This window comes from Halobellus ordinarius (assembly GCF_031823395.1).
GTDB classification, from domain to species: Archaea; Halobacteriota; Halobacteria; order Halobacteriales; family Haloferacaceae; genus Haloquadratum; species Haloquadratum ordinarius.
The window spans coordinates 64723-79693 of sequence record NZ_JAVQKJ010000004.1; the positions used below are offsets into that span (position 1 = coordinate 64723).

14 protein-coding genes are annotated in these 14971 nt (G+C 68.9%); 4 read left to right on the forward strand and 10 right to left on the reverse strand.

Annotated features, from left to right (window positions below):
• Positions 1 to 76 precede the first annotated feature (76 nt).
• From RJT48_RS06395 to RJT48_RS06440, 10 genes are all read right to left on the reverse strand, one after another.
• On the reverse strand, positions 77 to 670 hold the full coding sequence (locus tag RJT48_RS06395) for a DUF7261 family protein (protein WP_311171421.1): 594 nt from the start codon (positions 668 to 670) through the stop codon (positions 77 to 79).
• The gene (locus tag RJT48_RS06400; protein WP_311171422.1) at positions 658 to 1074 is read right to left on the reverse strand and encodes a DUF7262 family protein; all 417 of its coding nucleotides are present in this window, start codon (positions 1072 to 1074) and stop codon (positions 658 to 660) included. The genes RJT48_RS06395 and RJT48_RS06400 overlap by 13 nt, the downstream gene beginning before the upstream one ends.
• Positions 1067 to 1759 (reverse strand): DUF7263 family protein, encoded by a 693-nt coding sequence (locus RJT48_RS06405; RefSeq protein ID WP_311171423.1) that lies wholly within the window; start codon positions 1757 to 1759, stop codon positions 1067 to 1069. The genes RJT48_RS06400 and RJT48_RS06405 overlap by 8 nt, the downstream gene beginning before the upstream one ends.
• Positions 1756 to 2313, reverse strand: coding sequence for a DUF7266 family protein (locus tag RJT48_RS06410; RefSeq protein ID WP_311171424.1), 558 nt, complete (start codon positions 2311 to 2313; stop codon positions 1756 to 1758). The genes RJT48_RS06405 and RJT48_RS06410 overlap by 4 nt, the downstream gene beginning before the upstream one ends.
• Positions 2310 to 3056, reverse strand: coding sequence for a DUF7289 family protein (locus RJT48_RS06415; RefSeq protein ID WP_311171425.1), 747 nt, complete (start codon positions 3054 to 3056; stop codon positions 2310 to 2312). Before RJT48_RS06415 ends, RJT48_RS06410 begins: the two co-directional genes overlap by 4 nt.
• On the reverse strand, positions 3053 to 4918 hold the full coding sequence (locus tag RJT48_RS06420) for a type II secretion system F family protein (RefSeq protein WP_311171459.1): 1866 nt from the start codon (positions 4916 to 4918) through the stop codon (positions 3053 to 3055). Before RJT48_RS06420 ends, RJT48_RS06415 begins: the two co-directional genes overlap by 4 nt.
• A gap of 173 nt (positions 4919 to 5091) precedes the next feature.
• Positions 5092 to 7524 carry a type II/IV secretion system ATPase subunit gene (locus RJT48_RS06425; RefSeq protein ID WP_311171426.1) on the reverse strand — a complete coding sequence of 811 codons (2433 nt, stop codon included), beginning with the start codon at positions 7522 to 7524 and terminating at the stop codon, positions 5092 to 5094.
• Positions 7525 to 7840: 316 nt separating this feature from the next.
• Entirely contained in the window at positions 7841 to 8578 is a 738-nt protein-coding gene (locus RJT48_RS06430) for a DUF8116 family protein (protein ID WP_311171427.1), read from the reverse strand.
• A 64-nt stretch (positions 8579 to 8642) separates the two neighbouring features.
• Positions 8643 to 9197 carry a DUF8054 family protein gene (locus RJT48_RS06435; RefSeq protein ID WP_311171428.1) on the reverse strand — a complete coding sequence of 185 codons (555 nt, stop codon included), beginning with the start codon at positions 9195 to 9197 and terminating at the stop codon, positions 8643 to 8645.
• 2 nt (positions 9198 to 9199) lie between these two features.
• Entirely contained in the window at positions 9200 to 9973 is a 774-nt protein-coding gene (locus RJT48_RS06440; protein WP_311171429.1) for a nucleotide-binding protein, read from the reverse strand.
• A gap of 115 nt (positions 9974 to 10088) precedes the next feature.
• Here RJT48_RS06440 and RJT48_RS06445 point away from each other — a divergent pair, with 115 nt between their 5' ends.
• The 4 genes from RJT48_RS06445 to RJT48_RS06460 all read left to right on the forward strand — a co-directional run bounded on the left by RJT48_RS06445 (position 10089) and on the right by RJT48_RS06460 (position 14970).
• A complete protein-coding gene (locus RJT48_RS06445) occupies positions 10089 to 10418 on the forward strand; it encodes a 4Fe-4S dicluster domain-containing protein (protein WP_311171430.1) in 330 nt (109 codons plus the stop codon).
• 306 nt (positions 10419 to 10724) lie between these two features.
• Positions 10725 to 11579 (forward strand): electron transfer flavoprotein subunit beta/FixA family protein, encoded by an 855-nt coding sequence (locus tag RJT48_RS06450; RefSeq protein ID WP_311171431.1) that lies wholly within the window; start codon positions 10725 to 10727, stop codon positions 11577 to 11579.
• Between the two features lie 2 nt (positions 11580 to 11581).
• Positions 11582 to 13270 carry an electron transfer flavoprotein subunit alpha/FixB family protein gene (locus tag RJT48_RS06455; protein WP_311171432.1) on the forward strand — a complete coding sequence of 563 codons (1689 nt, stop codon included), beginning with the start codon at positions 11582 to 11584 and terminating at the stop codon, positions 13268 to 13270.
• Positions 13267 to 14970, forward strand: a complete 1704-nt coding sequence (locus RJT48_RS06460; protein ID WP_311171433.1) for an NAD(P)-binding protein — start codon at positions 13267 to 13269, stop codon at positions 14968 to 14970. The genes RJT48_RS06455 and RJT48_RS06460 overlap by 4 nt, the downstream gene beginning before the upstream one ends.
• Position 14971: the final 1 nt, after the last annotated feature.

Consider the following 14971-nt stretch of genomic DNA (forward strand, 5'->3'; position numbering starts at 1 on the left):
AGTCGATCTGGTGTCTCAGCCTCACGTCGACTGACGGGACCCGTCCTCGTCGCTCGACCACACGTGCTCCCGCCGTTCAGGCAGTCCGGTCGGACGGGGTAACCCGGAGTACCGTCGTGACGGTCGTCCGCTCCGCCGGGGAAACGATCCGGATTCGGACCGCGGCGGCGACGACGGTTGTCTCCCGCGCACGCTCCTGGACGACGACGCCGTCGATCGACCGACAGCGGCCGAATTCGCGGCCCGCTCCGCCCGGACAGTGCTCCCGGGCCCAGGCGGCCGCCGTCGAATCGTCGAAAGTCACGGAGAGTGACCTGCTCTCGTCGGCGTGCACCCGCTGTACCCGTTCGATATCGCCCTCGACAGCGTCTCGAACGGCCTCTCCCGCCTGGCGGCGGTCAGCCCAGCGGTACTCGCCGTCAACGTCCCGGGCCGCCGCGCGGAACGACACCGAGAGGCTCCGATCGACGTCGGAGACGGCGGCGACGTCCACCGCCCCCGCACCGTCGCGGTCGGCGTCGTACCCCAGTTGGGCGTAGGCCAGCGTCATCGAGAGAAAGGCGACCGCGACAACAGCGGCGGCGACGAGGACGATCTGCGCCCGGTCGGAGCGGCGGTCGTCGCCCCCACGATCGCCGTCCGGCGCGAACACGGCCGTCACGGATACCACACCCGGAGCGTGACCACACACTGCCCGGTCGCTTCTCTCGCGCGGCCGGAGGGGACGCCGTCCGGCATCGCGGGGCCGACTGCGCCGTGCGGTGTCTCCAGGCGACCGAAGACGCCGACGGGAAGCACCGCATCCAGCCGCGTTCGGAGCGCCTCCCGCTCGGTTTCGAACGACGACGGCGAGCGGCAGGCCGCCGCGAGGCGGCTGCGTCCGGTTCCGGTTGGTGGTTCAGCAGCGAGGACGGCCAGGGTGTCTTCGGCCGTCTCATCGAGGCCCGTTTCGGCGGAGTCGACGCCGGCCGGCACCCAGAGGAATCCGGCGACGACCGACAACACCAGCAGTGCGCCGACGGCGGCCTCGACCAGCGAGGTCGCCAGTTGCGCGCGGTCGCCGGTGTCAGTCACCGACAGTCACCTCCAGGGACTCGACGCTCGCGTTCGTCGCCGTCCACGAGACCGTCGCCGCCGCGGTGCCGCGCCCGCTGAGTCCCGGTTCGATCTCGAAAGTGACGGGCAGCGGCCGAGTCGCCGGGGGCCTGAAGGCGTAGCGGCCGTCGAGCCCCGTGGGATCGTACAGCACCACCCGATCACCGGCGCGGACGGTCGTCACTCGGGGAACACGGTCGGTTTCGATCCGTATCGCGACCTGACCGGCGTGGTCGGGGAGCACGACACGCCGATCCTCCGTCAGATCGACGTCTGCCGACCGCGGGACGTCGCGTTCGACCCGGACCCGTCGTTCGATTCGAGCGTACTCGCCCCTGGTCGGATCGCCACGCTCGACGATGACGTTCCCGCCGACAGCCACGCGGATCGGTCGCCCTCGGGCCGGCGGGACTGCGGAGTCGAGGTCGGCAGCCGTCAGGTTATCTGCGGCCGCCGCGCGGAGGACGTTCCGCTCGCGTGTGTGTGCTGCCTCGCCGTCGACGAGGTGGGCCGCGAGTCGCTCCGCGGCGTGCGTCCGCGCGGGCGTTCGATCCGCATCGACAAGCGCGTCGTTCGCGAGCGCAACGCCCGCGACGGTGACCGTGACCACCACGAGGATCGCGACGGCGAATCCGACCAGGTTCGCCTGCCCACGCGCCGTCACGTCGATCCCTCCGATGGTGCAGACTGTGAGCCCGCTCGTTTCGCGCCGTCGACGAGCCTCACCGTAACCGTGCCGTCGGTCCCGCGCACGACTACTTGCGACGGCGTTGGACTTCGCCACGAGCCGCGGACCGTCGTGGTCGGCGGCAGCGCGAGTCGAACACGCCCGGAGACCGACCTGTCCGGGTGTGAGAGCCGCAGCGCCGAGCCGTTGCTATCGTTCACAGCGATGATCCGGTAGGGATCCCCGCGGATCGTCTCGGGGAGTCCGACGCTGACGCTCCGTTCGATCTCCACGTGGTCGCCGCCGGGGACCGCTGTCTCGACGCGCTCGGCCCCACCGACGAGTGCCCGATCGCCGAGTTCCGTCCCCACTGCCGCGCGATACTCCGGAACCAGTCCTCCGAAGAACGTCGCTGTCAGCAGGGAAACGAACAGTACGCCGACCGCAAGTTCGAGAGTCTTGCCGACGACCGGCGAGAGCCCGCGGTCGAATTCGTCCCGCGCTGACGACGGATCTGTGGACCGCCCGCCCGGTCGACGACCGCCGTTCATCGCCCCACCTCCACGGCGAGTGCGACGTCGTGCACGACCAGATGGACCGTCCGCTCCCCCTCGAAGGAGGCCACGACGCTCGGAATCCCGTCGCCGTCGATGTCGCGACGGGTCGTCGTCGCGCCCCGCTCTTGGAGGTGCCGCTCCCAGACGGCCGGCGTCTCGGTCTCGACGGCGACCCGGTAGTCGCCTTCTGGCAGATCAATTCGATCAGTACGGGCGTCGGTCCGGAGCGTCACCGCGATCCGATGACCGCCGGTCGCAATCCCGTCTGCGCCGCTGGCGTTCAGTACGGGGACGCCGACGTACAGCGTCCCGTTCGCGGGGGCGATACGACTCGGAGCGATCAGGCGGCCTTCGCGGCCGTCGCTCCGGACGACCGCGCCCGCAAAACTGGTGACCCGGCGGTCGCCGTCGGTGTAGACGATCGCGCCGGCGTGGCCAGCCCAGACGACGCCGTCGTCGTCGAGGAGCCACACCGACCGGTTCACCACCCGGATGGTCCCGCTTACCAGTTCCAGCGTCGTCTCTCGCTCACCCGGACCCGGGCCGAGCGCGGTCGCCAGGTCGTCGCCGACGCGCGTGGCCGCCGCCGAGGAGGCGCCGTCCTCGACGATCGAACCCGCGGTCGCCGTCAGTCCGCCGACCGCGAGGACCGTCAGTCCCAAGAGGAGCGCGACGCCGACGACCGCTGCCTGTCCACGGTCGCGTTCGGTCGGGAAGCCGTGTCGCCGCCGGCTCATATCAGCCCCACCCCGACGAAGACGACGTGACAGATCGCGACGAGACTGCCGGAGTGGAGGAGAGCCTCGTACTGCCCGCGGCTGGCGACCCCGGCGAACCACCCGGCGGCGAGCATCGTCGCCTGCGTGGTCACGTAGACGCGGTAGCGGTCCCGCGCGAGGTCGACCGCGCCGGGGTCGACCGCGACGCCCGAGAGTTCCGACATCGTCGAGAGCCGATCGAAGCCGGCGAAGACGTTCGCGCTCGTCGCGACGCTGATCCCGATAACGAGCAGCGCGGTCGTCCACCCCACCGCGACGTAGACGAGCATCCCCGAGCGGAGGGCCCGCTTCTCGTGGTACAGGCGCCCGACCTCGCTCTGGAGCGTCTCGAAGACGACGCCCGTGTCGCTGCCGGCGTCGAGCGCACCGATCACGAGGCCGACTGTCTGCTCGGCCATTGGCGTCCCAACCCGCTCGACGAACCGGTCCAGCGCGGCCGTCCGCAGGTCCGCGTCGGCGTCGTCAGTGGCGGTCGTGAGATGCAGGTTCATCGAGAGGTCCGCGACGTCCTCGTTCAGCGCCCCGAGGTCGACGTCCCGGGCGACGTGTTCGACGGCCGATGGGAACGGCCGCCCGAGGTTGACGTGCCCGGAGACCGCGTGGACGAAGTCCTTCAGTTCGTGGTCCTTCGCGTCGTCGAGCCGCGCCCGCCGGACGGCGACGAGGCCGACCGGGACGCCGAAGGCGACGTAGCCGATCAGAAGCGAGACGACGACGTCGACTGCGAGGGAAAGCGACGCGACGAGCGCCGCGATCCCGATCGGAGCGAACGCGGCGGTCGCGCTCGCGGGGTTCGTCGTCGCCGTCCGGAGGACCCCGAGCGTTCCTGCGGGGCGGGAGTACTCGACGTGCTGGTCCGGGGGCCGGAGCCGCGAGACGAGCGCGGCGGTCCCGATCCCGACGCCGAGGACGAAGGCCGCGCCACCGTAGATCAAAAGCGCGCGGAGCGTCACCGCACCGAACGGCGTCGCCACGGGCGCGCCGAGTTCGGGTGCGACGACGCTCATCACGGTGAGGACGATTACCAGGAGGACAGGTAGCACGAGCAGGACGACGAAAAGCTCCGCGAGCAGTTCGAGAAAGCCCTCCGCGCGACGCCGGTCCCGGTCCTGCTGGTGTCGGAGCATCCGGCTCTCCATCTCCAGGTACTCCCGGAGCGCGTCCGACCCCTGGTCTGCGTGTTCCCGGAACTTCAGCAGGAAGGGCGCGAGGGTGTCCTGCGCCGGAGTATCGCGAGCGACCCGCCGTATTCCCTCGTCGACGTTCCCGGTCATCGCGGCCGTGTTGAGCACCTGCCGGAGCGCCACGGCCGTCTCTCCGTACGCGTCGGTGTCGGCGACGCGGCGCAGCATCGCCCGCCGCCCGTCGCTGCCGGACGCGAGGACATTCAGATATCGGACCGCGCTCGGGAGCGTCCGACCGATGTTCGCCCGACGCGCCGCAGCGAGCCACCGGAGGTAGCGACCGCCGAGGTAGATGACGCCCCAGTGAACGGCTGCGGCCACGAATAACCCGCTGCCGCCGGCGAGCGCGAGGACCGTCCGGTCGGTGACGACGACTTCGTCCGGCCCGTTTACACCGAGGCCCCCGCTCCCGATCCTCCCGAGCCGCTCGAAGACGGCCGCTGCCGTCGCTTCGAGCAGTTCCGGCGGGAGCGCCAGTCCGATGGCGACGACCCCGCCGCCACCGAGGGCCGCGAGCAGGACCGAGGCCGCATAGAGGCGGGCGAGATACAGGTCGAAGGGGACGGCCAGGTTCGTCCCGCGGTAGGCGCGTCGGTCCCGTTCGTGTCGCCGCGCGTCCGCTCGGCTGGCGAACAGCGCGTACGCGGCGCGGTCGAACGCCCCGAAGGAGCGCCGGGACTCCCCCGAAGCGTGCTGACCGGGGGCAGAGTCCGTCGATCCGCTGGCGTTCCCTGTCGCTGCGTCCGAACCGGCCGCGTTCGCTGTCGCCGCTGCGTCCGGCTGCGGTCTGGAGTGGCGGTCGCTCACGGCTACTGGTCCCACCGGCGGTCGTGATCCGCTCTGCCGGCGTCAGTCGCCTGTTCTCCATCGGCCGACGTGCCCGACTCGTCGATCCGGGCTCCTGTTCCGTCGGTTGGCTGTCCTGATTCGTTCCTCGTCGTCCCTGCTCCGTCAGTCGCGCGAGTGGCGTGCTGTCGCCGGACCCGGTCGACGGTCGCGGCCTCGTCGGTCCGGAGATCCGAGAGGAAACCGAACAGGTCGTCGACGTCGGTGACGCCCTCCCGGCGGAGATATTCGACGTACTCGCGCTTGCGGCGGAACTCCCCCTCGACGGCTTCGACGTCCCGGTCAGTCGCGGCCGCGACGCGGTCGAAGAGCCGGAGCGCGCGACGGTGGACGTCGCCGTCGGTCGCGGCCGCCTCCCCGCCGAGATCCGGGTGGTCGTACGCCATCGAGAACGAGCCGTCGGTCTCCCGACGGAGGATCGTGTTGTAGTACAGCGTCGTGCCGTCCTTCTCGATGACGCCCGTCCGTGCTGAGGCCGGCAGGTCCTCGTAGCCGGCTTCGGAGAGAAGTTCGACGGCCGAGCCGACGTACCGCTCGCCGTCGACGCGGCGGGGGAAGACGATCAGGTCGAGTTCCCGCAGGAGATAGACGGGCAGTCCCTGCTCGATCACGCGGTTCACGAGCGTCTCGACGTCCTCGGCGTGCGTGGTGCCCACGACGCCGTGGCCAGTGTTCAGCACTTCAGCGAACGTTTCGAACGACTCGGGGGTGTTGACCTCGGCGATGACCTCGACATCGGGGTTGAGGTAGTTCGCTTCAGTCATCAGGTCCGCCATCGAGATGCGCTTGTACTCGTCCTCGTGATCCCGCGTCGTCAGCGAGACGCCGGTCTCGTGCGGCAGATACACCTCTCGCGACCCCTCGTCGATGCTTATCGGGCGGTTGTCGTACGGAATAAACGGCATATGGGCGTTCATCAGCGTGGTCTTGCCAGCGCCCGTCGGCCCGGAGAAGAGCACGACACCGCGGTGCTCGTAGAGCAGCCACAACAGGGCCACAAGCTCGACCGGGATCGAGCCGAACGCGACGAGGTCGATCGGCGTCAAAGGCGAAGCGGCCTGCTTGCGAATGGAGACGTGCGGGCCGTCCTCGGAGATCACCGGGAGCGCGACGGCACACCGGATCGTCTCCCCGTGGCCGGGCGCGTCGGGGGCGACCCCCTCCGGCCGGAGGTTCACTTTCGCGGAGGGCTGGCTGGCGCTCAGTTCGACGCCGTCGGCGGCGGCCAGTTGGGTCACGACGTTGACGAAGCTCGTCTCGTCGTCGAATCTGAGGTTGGTCGGGACGCGCTCGCCCGCCCGGACCACGTCCGCACGCGGCACGACCTTCACCCGCTCGCCGACCCGGTTCGCCTCGATGTCTTCGAGGTGTGGATCCCGGATCGGGATCGTCAGGACGCCCTCGCCGACGTAATCGCGGAGGACGTAGTAGACCAGATCGTCGAGCCTGTCCTGGGCGTACCGCTGGTCGACCGGCGGAACGCCGAGCCCGTACGCCGCCAGCGCGTCGCGGACGCGATACCGGGTCGCCGCGAGCCACGCACGGGTGTTGCGGGCGGTGAGTCGCCGGGAGAGAAACTCCCGTGCGCGCTCCCGGATGAACGCCGTCCGGTCGTCGACCACCTCCTCGACGTTCGTCTCCCAGATCCGCTCTTTGCACTCGGCGACGAGTTCCTCGTCGCCCGGGAGCAGGGCCGGTTCCAGCACGGCGTACTTCGCCTCGAAGCGGTCGTCGCCCAGGATGTGGTCGCGGTGGACGACCACCTCCACGTCGAATCCGGCGAAGGAGACGGTGTAGTTCCGGAGGCGCTCCCCGGCGACGCGCGAGGCGAACGCCGCGTCCGCGCGGAACGGCGTCGTCGCCGGGGCGTAGTCGTCGGTGTGGACGACGAGCGCGCCGTCGGCGCCGCCCTCGACGTCGACGACCTCGACTCGGTCGTCGAGCGCGATGGGCGTCACGTCTCCCAGGAGCCGCAACTCACAGAGCGCGTAGTACTCGATGCGGCGGCGGGCAGCGGGCGAGACCGCGAGCAGCCGATCGATCACTCGCCGGTACTTCGGCGGTAACCCGGCGGCGGCGCGCTCGGCAGCCCCCTCGCGGGTGAGCGGTCGGCGGACCTCGACCGCCGAAAAGTAGTCCATCACTGCATCAAGCGCCCGCTCGCCGCCCGCCGTCAGCGCCGGCTCCCGGATCCGGTAGTCGAAGCCGACGCCGTCGGCCGCGTCGCGGATAGTGACGACGACGCCGGGCGTGACCTCGTACTGCGCCCGGATCGCCGGCGCGTACCACGCGTCCGGACTGTCCGGCGGCTCAGGTGCCGAGACGATTGGGGCCGGATGTGATTCTGCATCCGCCGCTGGAGCCTTTGATTCCGGCCTGTCATCCGTCCCCGTCATCGGCCGCCCTCTGGCGTGCGCCGTCGGCCAGCAGGAGTGCTGAGTCGATCGCCCGCCCACGCGAACGGGGAACGAACGCCGGAGCGATCACCCGCGGTCTCTGATCGCCCCCGGATCTGTCGGGCGATTGAAGGGCGGATTCGGTCGCGCATATCGTCGCGTTGCCCCCCTCTCGTATATAAACGTCCGGCTCGGTTTTCGGTCGTGAAAATCAGCCACCTGAGACGGTGCTACGCCTGCCTATCCGGGAATAGTCAGGCCAGGGGACGGCAGCATCCTACGTTTTCGCTCGCCGACAATCCCACCGCCCAGGGGGTCACACCCCGCCGAACCGCTCCCGTTCGCGGCGACACACCCGCGCCCAGACCGACAGGAGCGTGCTTCCGAGACCGTATCGGTCGTCGAGGTCGCGGATCCACTCGTCGTCGGTGAAAAGCAGCGTCTGGAACCGCCTGACGCTCGGATCGAGTTCCTCCAGCGAGCGGTCGCCGACGTAGTAGGCGACGGTCTCCCGGCGCGTCTCCGCGACCATATCGGCCGGAACGTTGATACCACACTCCTCGGCGACGTACGCGAACCACTCCAGATGCAGGATGGCGTCCGCAAACGCGAAGCGGTCGGCGAACCCCGAGACCGATTCGACGGCGGGTCGGCCGCGGGTCACGACGTCGCCTGGGCGGCTGAACCGCGGGACTGAAATGTGGTCGATCGTCGCCGCGTACTGGTCGGCAATCCGCCGGAGTTGCCAGCCGGCGTACGCCGTCGGCGCCGTCAGGCCGAGTTCGTACCACACCGGCGTCCACTCCAGGAACGGGAGGCCGAACGCGGCGTCGGCGTAGAGATCGGCGGCGATGAGGCGGTTGGCAGTCGGGGCGACGTCCGCGCCGGTCCGGCCCGCTCGCATCGCGGTCTCCGCCTCGTCGATGAAGCCCGCGAGGTCGCCCGTCCGGAATCCCATCCCGTCGGCGACGCGCAGGAGGTACTCGGCGCCGGGTCGGAACCAGTCGGCGAAGTCGGCCGCGTTCCGCGCACGCAGTAGCGAAAGGACGCTCACACCACGAGTACGGCCTCGGGCGGTATATACGGTCCCGTTCTCTCCCGACGGACACACCCGCGAGTCAGGGATCGTCGTCCAGTTGGTCCGTCAATCCCCACTCGGCGGCGCGCTCTTTGGCCTCGGCGGCGGCCTCCTCGCGGATAGCTTCGATGCGCTCTGCGTCCGCCAGGAACTCTTCGACGGCGCTTGCGCCCTCCTCCTCGGCGAGTCGCTCCGCCGGTGCGGCTTCCCGAGTTCGCTCGACGAGGTCGTCGCGGTCGGCGAGTTCTCTCGCCGGCGCCGTCGGGCCGACGCGGAACTCGTCGACCCGGTGGGCGGCCGACAGCGACGCCGGCGAAAGTTCGTACACCTCGGTGTGAAATGGGCCGGCGGTCAGCGCGTCGAGGGCGTCCCAGCCGCCGACGTCCGCCGCGGCGTGATACGCCAGGACGGGCACTCCCGTCTCGAACGTGAGGACCGCACGCTCCTCGTCGTCGCGGAGGATCGACCCGCGCGGCTCGAAGACGACGTAGCCCGTGAGTTCGCGATCGAGCGCGGCTGTGAGCGTCTCGCCGACGTCGGCGTCGGTCCGGGAGCGGCGGAGCTCACCCTCGGGAATGTGGCCGTCGACTACCATCGTCACGGGCGGTCGGGGACGACGGCGCTCCGGAAGCGATCCGCGACGTCGCCGGCGTCGCCCGCCCGGACGTCGAGGTTCGCGGCCGCCTCGTGGAACGCGTCGGCGGCCGGATCGGTCGGTGCGTGGGCGAGTAGCGGCTCTCCCGCACGTCGGGCCGCCCGCACCGCGTCGCTCTCGGGGACGCTCGCGAGCGTCGTCCCGCCGAAGTAGCGGGCGGCCTGCTCGGCCACGGCTTCGACGTCCTCGTCGGGTTCGACCCGGTTGAACAGCACGCCCGCCGTCTCCGTGCCGTACGAGCGGGCGTACTCCTGGACCTTCAGCCCGTCCGACAGCGATGGCACCGTCGGCTGGAGGACGACCACGATCCGGTCGGCGAGAACGATCGGCAACACCGCGCTCTTCGAACCCAGCGCCGCCGGAGAGTCCAGGAGGAGCACGTCGGTGTCGGCGGCGAGTTCGGCGACGACGTCCCGGAGGCGTTCGGGATCTGCCGCCTCGAAGCCCGCGAGGCTCGTCCCGCAGGGCACCACCGACATCCCGAAGCGGTCGTACACCGCCGCTTCGACCGGGACGTCCCGCTCCGCGATTAGCAGGTCGTGCAGCGTCACGTCGGCGTCGTCGAGTCCGGCGTGAAAGAGGAGGTTCGCCATCCCCGTGTCAGCGTCGACGACCGTGACGTCGTAGCGCTCCGCGAGCGCCATCCCGAGCGCCAGCGTGCTCGTCGTCTTGCCAGTGCCGCCCTTCCCGCTCGCGACGGCGAACGCCTCGACCATACCGACGCATTGCGATACCCCCTCAAAAGTCTTCGATTCCCGTTTTCCGCGGCGACCGCCCGATCCTGTTCGTCCGTAATTTTAAATGGTTATGGATGGGTGGTACGGTATACCAATGCCGATCGATCCGAACTTCGAGGAAAATCGGGAGATTGTCGACGAACACAACGGGCACAACGTCTGGGGGCCCGTCGAGGAACCGGAGGAACTGGGCATTCACGGCACCCACGTCGCCGTCGACTTCGACATCTGCCTGGCCGACGGCGCTTGCATCGAGGACTGTCCGGTCGACGTCTTCGAGTGGGTGGACACGCCGGGACATCCCGAGAGCGAAATCAAGGCCGACCCCGCGAACGAACCCCAGTGTATCGACTGTATGATCTGCGTCGACGTCTGTCCGGTGGACGCCATCGACGTCGACGCCGGCCGTTCCGGACGAACGTAGCCGCCGGTGGCGGAAGCGAACTGAACGTCGCCGGCAGTGACGGAAGCCACTAGAACATCGCCGTCAGTGGCGGAAGCGAACTGAACGTCGCCGGCAGTGACGGAAGCCACTAGAACATCGCCGTCAGTGGCGGAAGCGAACTGAACGTCGCCGGCAGTGACGGAAGCCAATAGAACGTCGCCGGTAGTGGCGGAAGCCCCCCATTCATCGGCGCGTCTGCCGATCGAGTGCGACGGGATACGGGAGATAACCATAAATAACAATTAAGGAACCCCCCGTTGGACTAGGGTATGAGAGTTGATACCAATGAATATGATCGTGCTCACGAAAGGGGTGCCCGACTTCCGCGAAGGACAGGTTTCCTTCGACGAGGACGGACATCTCAAACGGGGAGAGACGCCGACAGTAATGAACCCGAACGACAAACACGCGCTGCGGGCCGCGCTGCAGACGAAGGTTCGGCAGGGCGGTTCGATGAGCGTGATGAGTATGGGCCCACCGGGGTACGGTGACATCCTCCGGGAGGCGATGGAGTCGGTGTACGCCGACGAGTTGTATCTCCTCTCGGATCGGGAGATGGCCGCCGCCGACACGTGGGCGACCGCTATCACGATCTGCACCGCCCTGGAGAAACTGGAGCCCGAACCAGACCTGGTCTTTGCGGGATTCAAGACCGCAGACGGAGAGACGGGCCACACGGGCCCACAGACCTGCTGGGGGTACGATATGCCGCTCGTCACCCACGTCATCTCGATGGAGGTCGATCCCGAGGAAGAGCGCCTCCGCGCGAAACGGCTCGTCGAGGGCGACATCGAGGAGATCGAGACCGTCGAGACGTCGCTGCCGGCGTTCGTCGTCGCGGATCCCGAGTTCGAGCCCTCGTACCGCCGGGCGGACCACCGGCTGCGACACAAGGACCTCCGCGAGGAGACAACAGAGCGGGCGGAGAACCACGAGGACCATATGACGGTATGGGACCACGAGGATCTCAACCTCGATCCGGACTATATCGGGCTCGACGGCTCGCCGACGGTGGTCTCCTCGGTGGATCCGATCCCGAAGGCGCCCGCCGAGCGGGACGCGACGATGGTCGATCCCGGGGACGAGGCCGGGATGGAACAGGTGCTCGACGAGATGGCGCCGTTCGCCGGAGGTGACTGAGTATGTCCGAGACACCGTTCGATCCCGGCGAGTACACGATTCCGGAGTTGGGCCCGGAAGTGCAGAGTATCGAGGACGTCGAAGTGCTCCAGGCACTCCTCGACGCCGAGCGCGAGGGGGAGGATCGCGCGGGCGCGAAGACCATAATCGAGAGCCGGATCGAGAAGTTCAGCGAGGACGGCACCGACGACAGCGACGGGCTCGATCCCACCGAAATGAGCGCCGCCGAGGTGGGCAACGCGCTCCAGAGCATCGACGATGTGGAGGAGTTAGAGCGGCTCCGCGACGCCGAGGAGGCCGGTGAAGATCGAAACAGCGTGCTGACGCTGATCGAGAACCGTCTGGATTCGGTGCGCGGCAGCGAGAAGGAGGCCGCAGAGGTGATCCCGCCCGAGGAGAAACACCCGGACCTCGATCACCCGACTGCGGACAAGCGGCACGTTCGTGCGATCGAGGACGGCACCTACGGCGATATGTGGGTGTACTGTGAGACGCAGGCCGGCGGCCTGATCGACGTCTCCCGGGAGATGCTCGGGAAGGCCCGCGAGCTGATGGACGAGTACAACGACGACTACGGCGTCTCCGCGAGCGGAGGCTCGGAAGACGAGTCTTCCGGTGCCGACGAGAAGGTCGTCGCCGTGCTGATCGGCGACGGCGTCTCGGAACTCACAGAAGAATGCATCGACTACGGCGCTGACACGGTCGTCTACCACGAAGACCCCCGGCTGAAACGCTTCCGACACGAGCCCTACACCCGCGTGTTCTGCGATATGGCGCGCTGGGGCGGCGACCCCGGCGCGGGCAACCCCGACCCCGCAGACTGGCGCGAGTACGACGAACCGCGGTACGTCCTGTTCCCGGCGACGCACAACGGACGGGACCTCTCGGCGCTGGTGCAGGCCGAACTCGACTCGGGGCTCGCAAGCGACTGTTCGGGGCTCTACATCGAGAACGCGGTCATCTCGAACCCCGCGAAGACCGGCGGCGAGGACCGCGAGTTCGAGCGCGTCCTCCACATGAAGCGCCCGGACTTCAGCGGCTTCGAGTACTCGACGATCCTCTGTCTCGACAACCCAAGTCGGGAGTTCCACCCGCAGGGGGCGTCGGTCATCCCGGGCAGCTTCGAGCTCCCGGATCCGGAACCCGAACGGGAAGGAGAGGTAGTCGAACACGAGTTCGAGCTCGACGACGAGTGGTTCCGCGTCGAGATCGAGGAGTACGACCGGCTCGAAGGCGGTGTCGATCTCACGGGCCACGAGGTCGTCGTCGCGCTCGGCCGGGGCATCGGCGACGATCCCACGCGCGGGATCGAACTCGGCCTCGACCTCGTCGACGCGTTCGAAGACGCCACATTCGGCATCACGCGGGGGATCGTCACTTCCTCGTACCAGTTCGAGGGCCACGTCGAATCCTACACCGGGGAAGACCGACAGATCGGCGAGACGGGCCAGATCGTCGAGCCCGACCTCTACATCGCCGCGGGCATCAGCGGCGCCATCCAGCACAAGGTCGGGATGGACGAGTCAGACACCATCGTCGCGATCAACACCGATCCCGACGCGGACATCCGCGACTTCTCGGATTACTTCATCGAGGGGGATCTCTTCGAGGTGTTGCCGCGGCTGATCGACGCTGTCGAGACCGGGGAGTGGGAGGCCCCGGCCGTCGCTGACGGAGGTGAGCGCGAATGAGCGCCGCCGACGGATCCGAACCCACGAGTGCCGGCGATGGCGACCGCGAACACTACGAGGCCGTCGTCGTCGGCGCGGGGCCGGGTGGCGCCGCGGCCGCCGCGGTGCTCGCACGAAACAACGTGGAGACGCTGGTCTTAGAGCGGGGCGTCGACGCCGGGTCGAAGAACGTCTCCGGCGGCCTCATCTACGCCGAGGAGTCGGCGCCGTACACGATCGAGGATCTGTTCCCCGACTTCCGCGAGGCCGCCGCAGAGCGTCCCGTCACCGACTACTACCTCCACAACGTCGCCGGCGACCAGGTGAAGACCTTCGACATCACCGAACTCCACGAGCACGACACCGAGTGGTCCGACGCGGTCCTCCGCCGCAAGATGGACTCGTGGCTCGCCGACCGGGTCCACGAACTGACCCGCGAGACCGGCGGCGGCCTGCTCACCGACGTGCGAGTCAACGGCCTGCTCCGCGAGAACGGGGAGATCGTCGGCGTGACCTGCGACGAACTCGAGCCGATCGAGGCGGACTTCGTCGTCGCCGCCGACGGGGTCAACAGCGAACTCGCCCGCGACGCCGGGCTGATGGACTGGGACGAGCCCGAGGAGTGGTTCCAGGGCGTGAAGGCGGTGGTCGATCTGCCCGACGGCGCAGTCGAAGAGCGGTTCGACATCGCCGAGGGCGAGGGGGAAGCACACCTCTTCTCCGGCGACCTCTTCGAGGACGTCCGCGGGGGCGGGTTCCTCTATACGAACGAGGACACGCTCTCGATCGGGACCGTCTTCCACCTCGATAGCCTCGTCGCGGAGGCGGCCGAGCCCCACGAACTGCTCGACGCGCTGCTCACGCATCCACTGATGGCGCGCTGGCTGGACGAGGGCTACGAGGAACTGGAGTACGGCGCGAAGCTCGTTCCCGACTCGAAGAAGGTCGCCCACCCCTCGCCCCACCAGGGTCGACTGGTCCTCGTCGGCGACGCCGGCGGCCAGATGCAGGCCCAGGGGCCGATCATCAAGGGGATGAACCACGCCGTCACCGCCGGCGCGCTCGCCGCGGAGGCGTTCGCGGAGGCACAGTCGCGAAACGACCCGGACGCGGCCGGCGACCTCTACGAGCGGAAGCTCCGCGACGAGGGCGTGATGGAGAAGCTCCGGCCGAGCCGATACCGGGCGGTTCGGGCAGTGGCGGAGAACGATCCAGTCACGAACGTCACCGACGCGCTCCTCGACTCCGCGATCGGTCGGTTCGGCGTCCGCGCGCTCGGCGACCGCCTCGAAGGGCTCTACGAGTCGCCGTTCCTCGCGATGATGGTGCCGGACACCCGGACGCCGTACGTCACGCTCCCGACGGTCATCGCCGAGGAGTTGGGCGAACCGATCGAGACCGAAAACGACGTGCACCCGCCGGATCTGGCCGACCGTATCGGCGATCTGACCTACGACATCGACATCGGCAACCCCCACATCGAACTCGTCGACGACTCCGCGGCGGCCAGCGGCGACGCCGTGACCGCCTGTCCGGTCAGCGCCCGCGACTTCGGCGGCGGCTGTTACCGGTCGGAGACCGTCCGGACCAACGGGGAGGAACGAACCGTCGTGAGCCTCGACACGCAACCCTGCGTCGAGTGCGGCACCTGCGCAATCGTGGCCGACACCGACTGGGAGCACCCCCGGGGTGGCAAAGGGGTCGAATACCGGCAGGGATAGG

Coding starts and splice junctions, on each gene's coding strand:
- RJT48_RS06455 (WP_311171432.1), top strand. CDS start 11,582: ATGTCCGAGACACCGTTCGATCCCGGCGAGTACACGATTCCGGAGTTG.
- RJT48_RS06440 (WP_311171429.1), bottom strand. CDS start 9,973: ATGGTCGAGGCGTTCGCCGTCGCGAGCGGGAAGGGCGGCACTGGCAAG.
- RJT48_RS06445 (WP_311171430.1), top strand. CDS start 10,089: ATGCCGATCGATCCGAACTTCGAGGAAAATCGGGAGATTGTCGACGAA.
- RJT48_RS06435 (WP_311171428.1), bottom strand. CDS start 9,197: ATGGTAGTCGACGGCCACATTCCCGAGGGTGAGCTCCGCCGCTCCCGG.
- RJT48_RS06425 (WP_311171426.1), bottom strand. CDS start 7,524: ATGACGGGGACGGATGACAGGCCGGAATCAAAGGCTCCAGCGGCGGAT.
- RJT48_RS06460 (WP_311171433.1), top strand. CDS start 13,267: ATGAGCGCCGCCGACGGATCCGAACCCACGAGTGCCGGCGATGGCGAC.
- RJT48_RS06450 (WP_311171431.1), top strand. CDS start 10,725: ATGAATATGATCGTGCTCACGAAAGGGGTGCCCGACTTCCGCGAAGGA.
- RJT48_RS06410 (WP_311171424.1), bottom strand. CDS start 2,313: ATGAACGGCGGTCGTCGACCGGGCGGGCGGTCCACAGATCCGTCGTCA.
- RJT48_RS06415 (WP_311171425.1), bottom strand. CDS start 3,056: ATGAGCCGGCGGCGACACGGCTTCCCGACCGAACGCGACCGTGGACAG.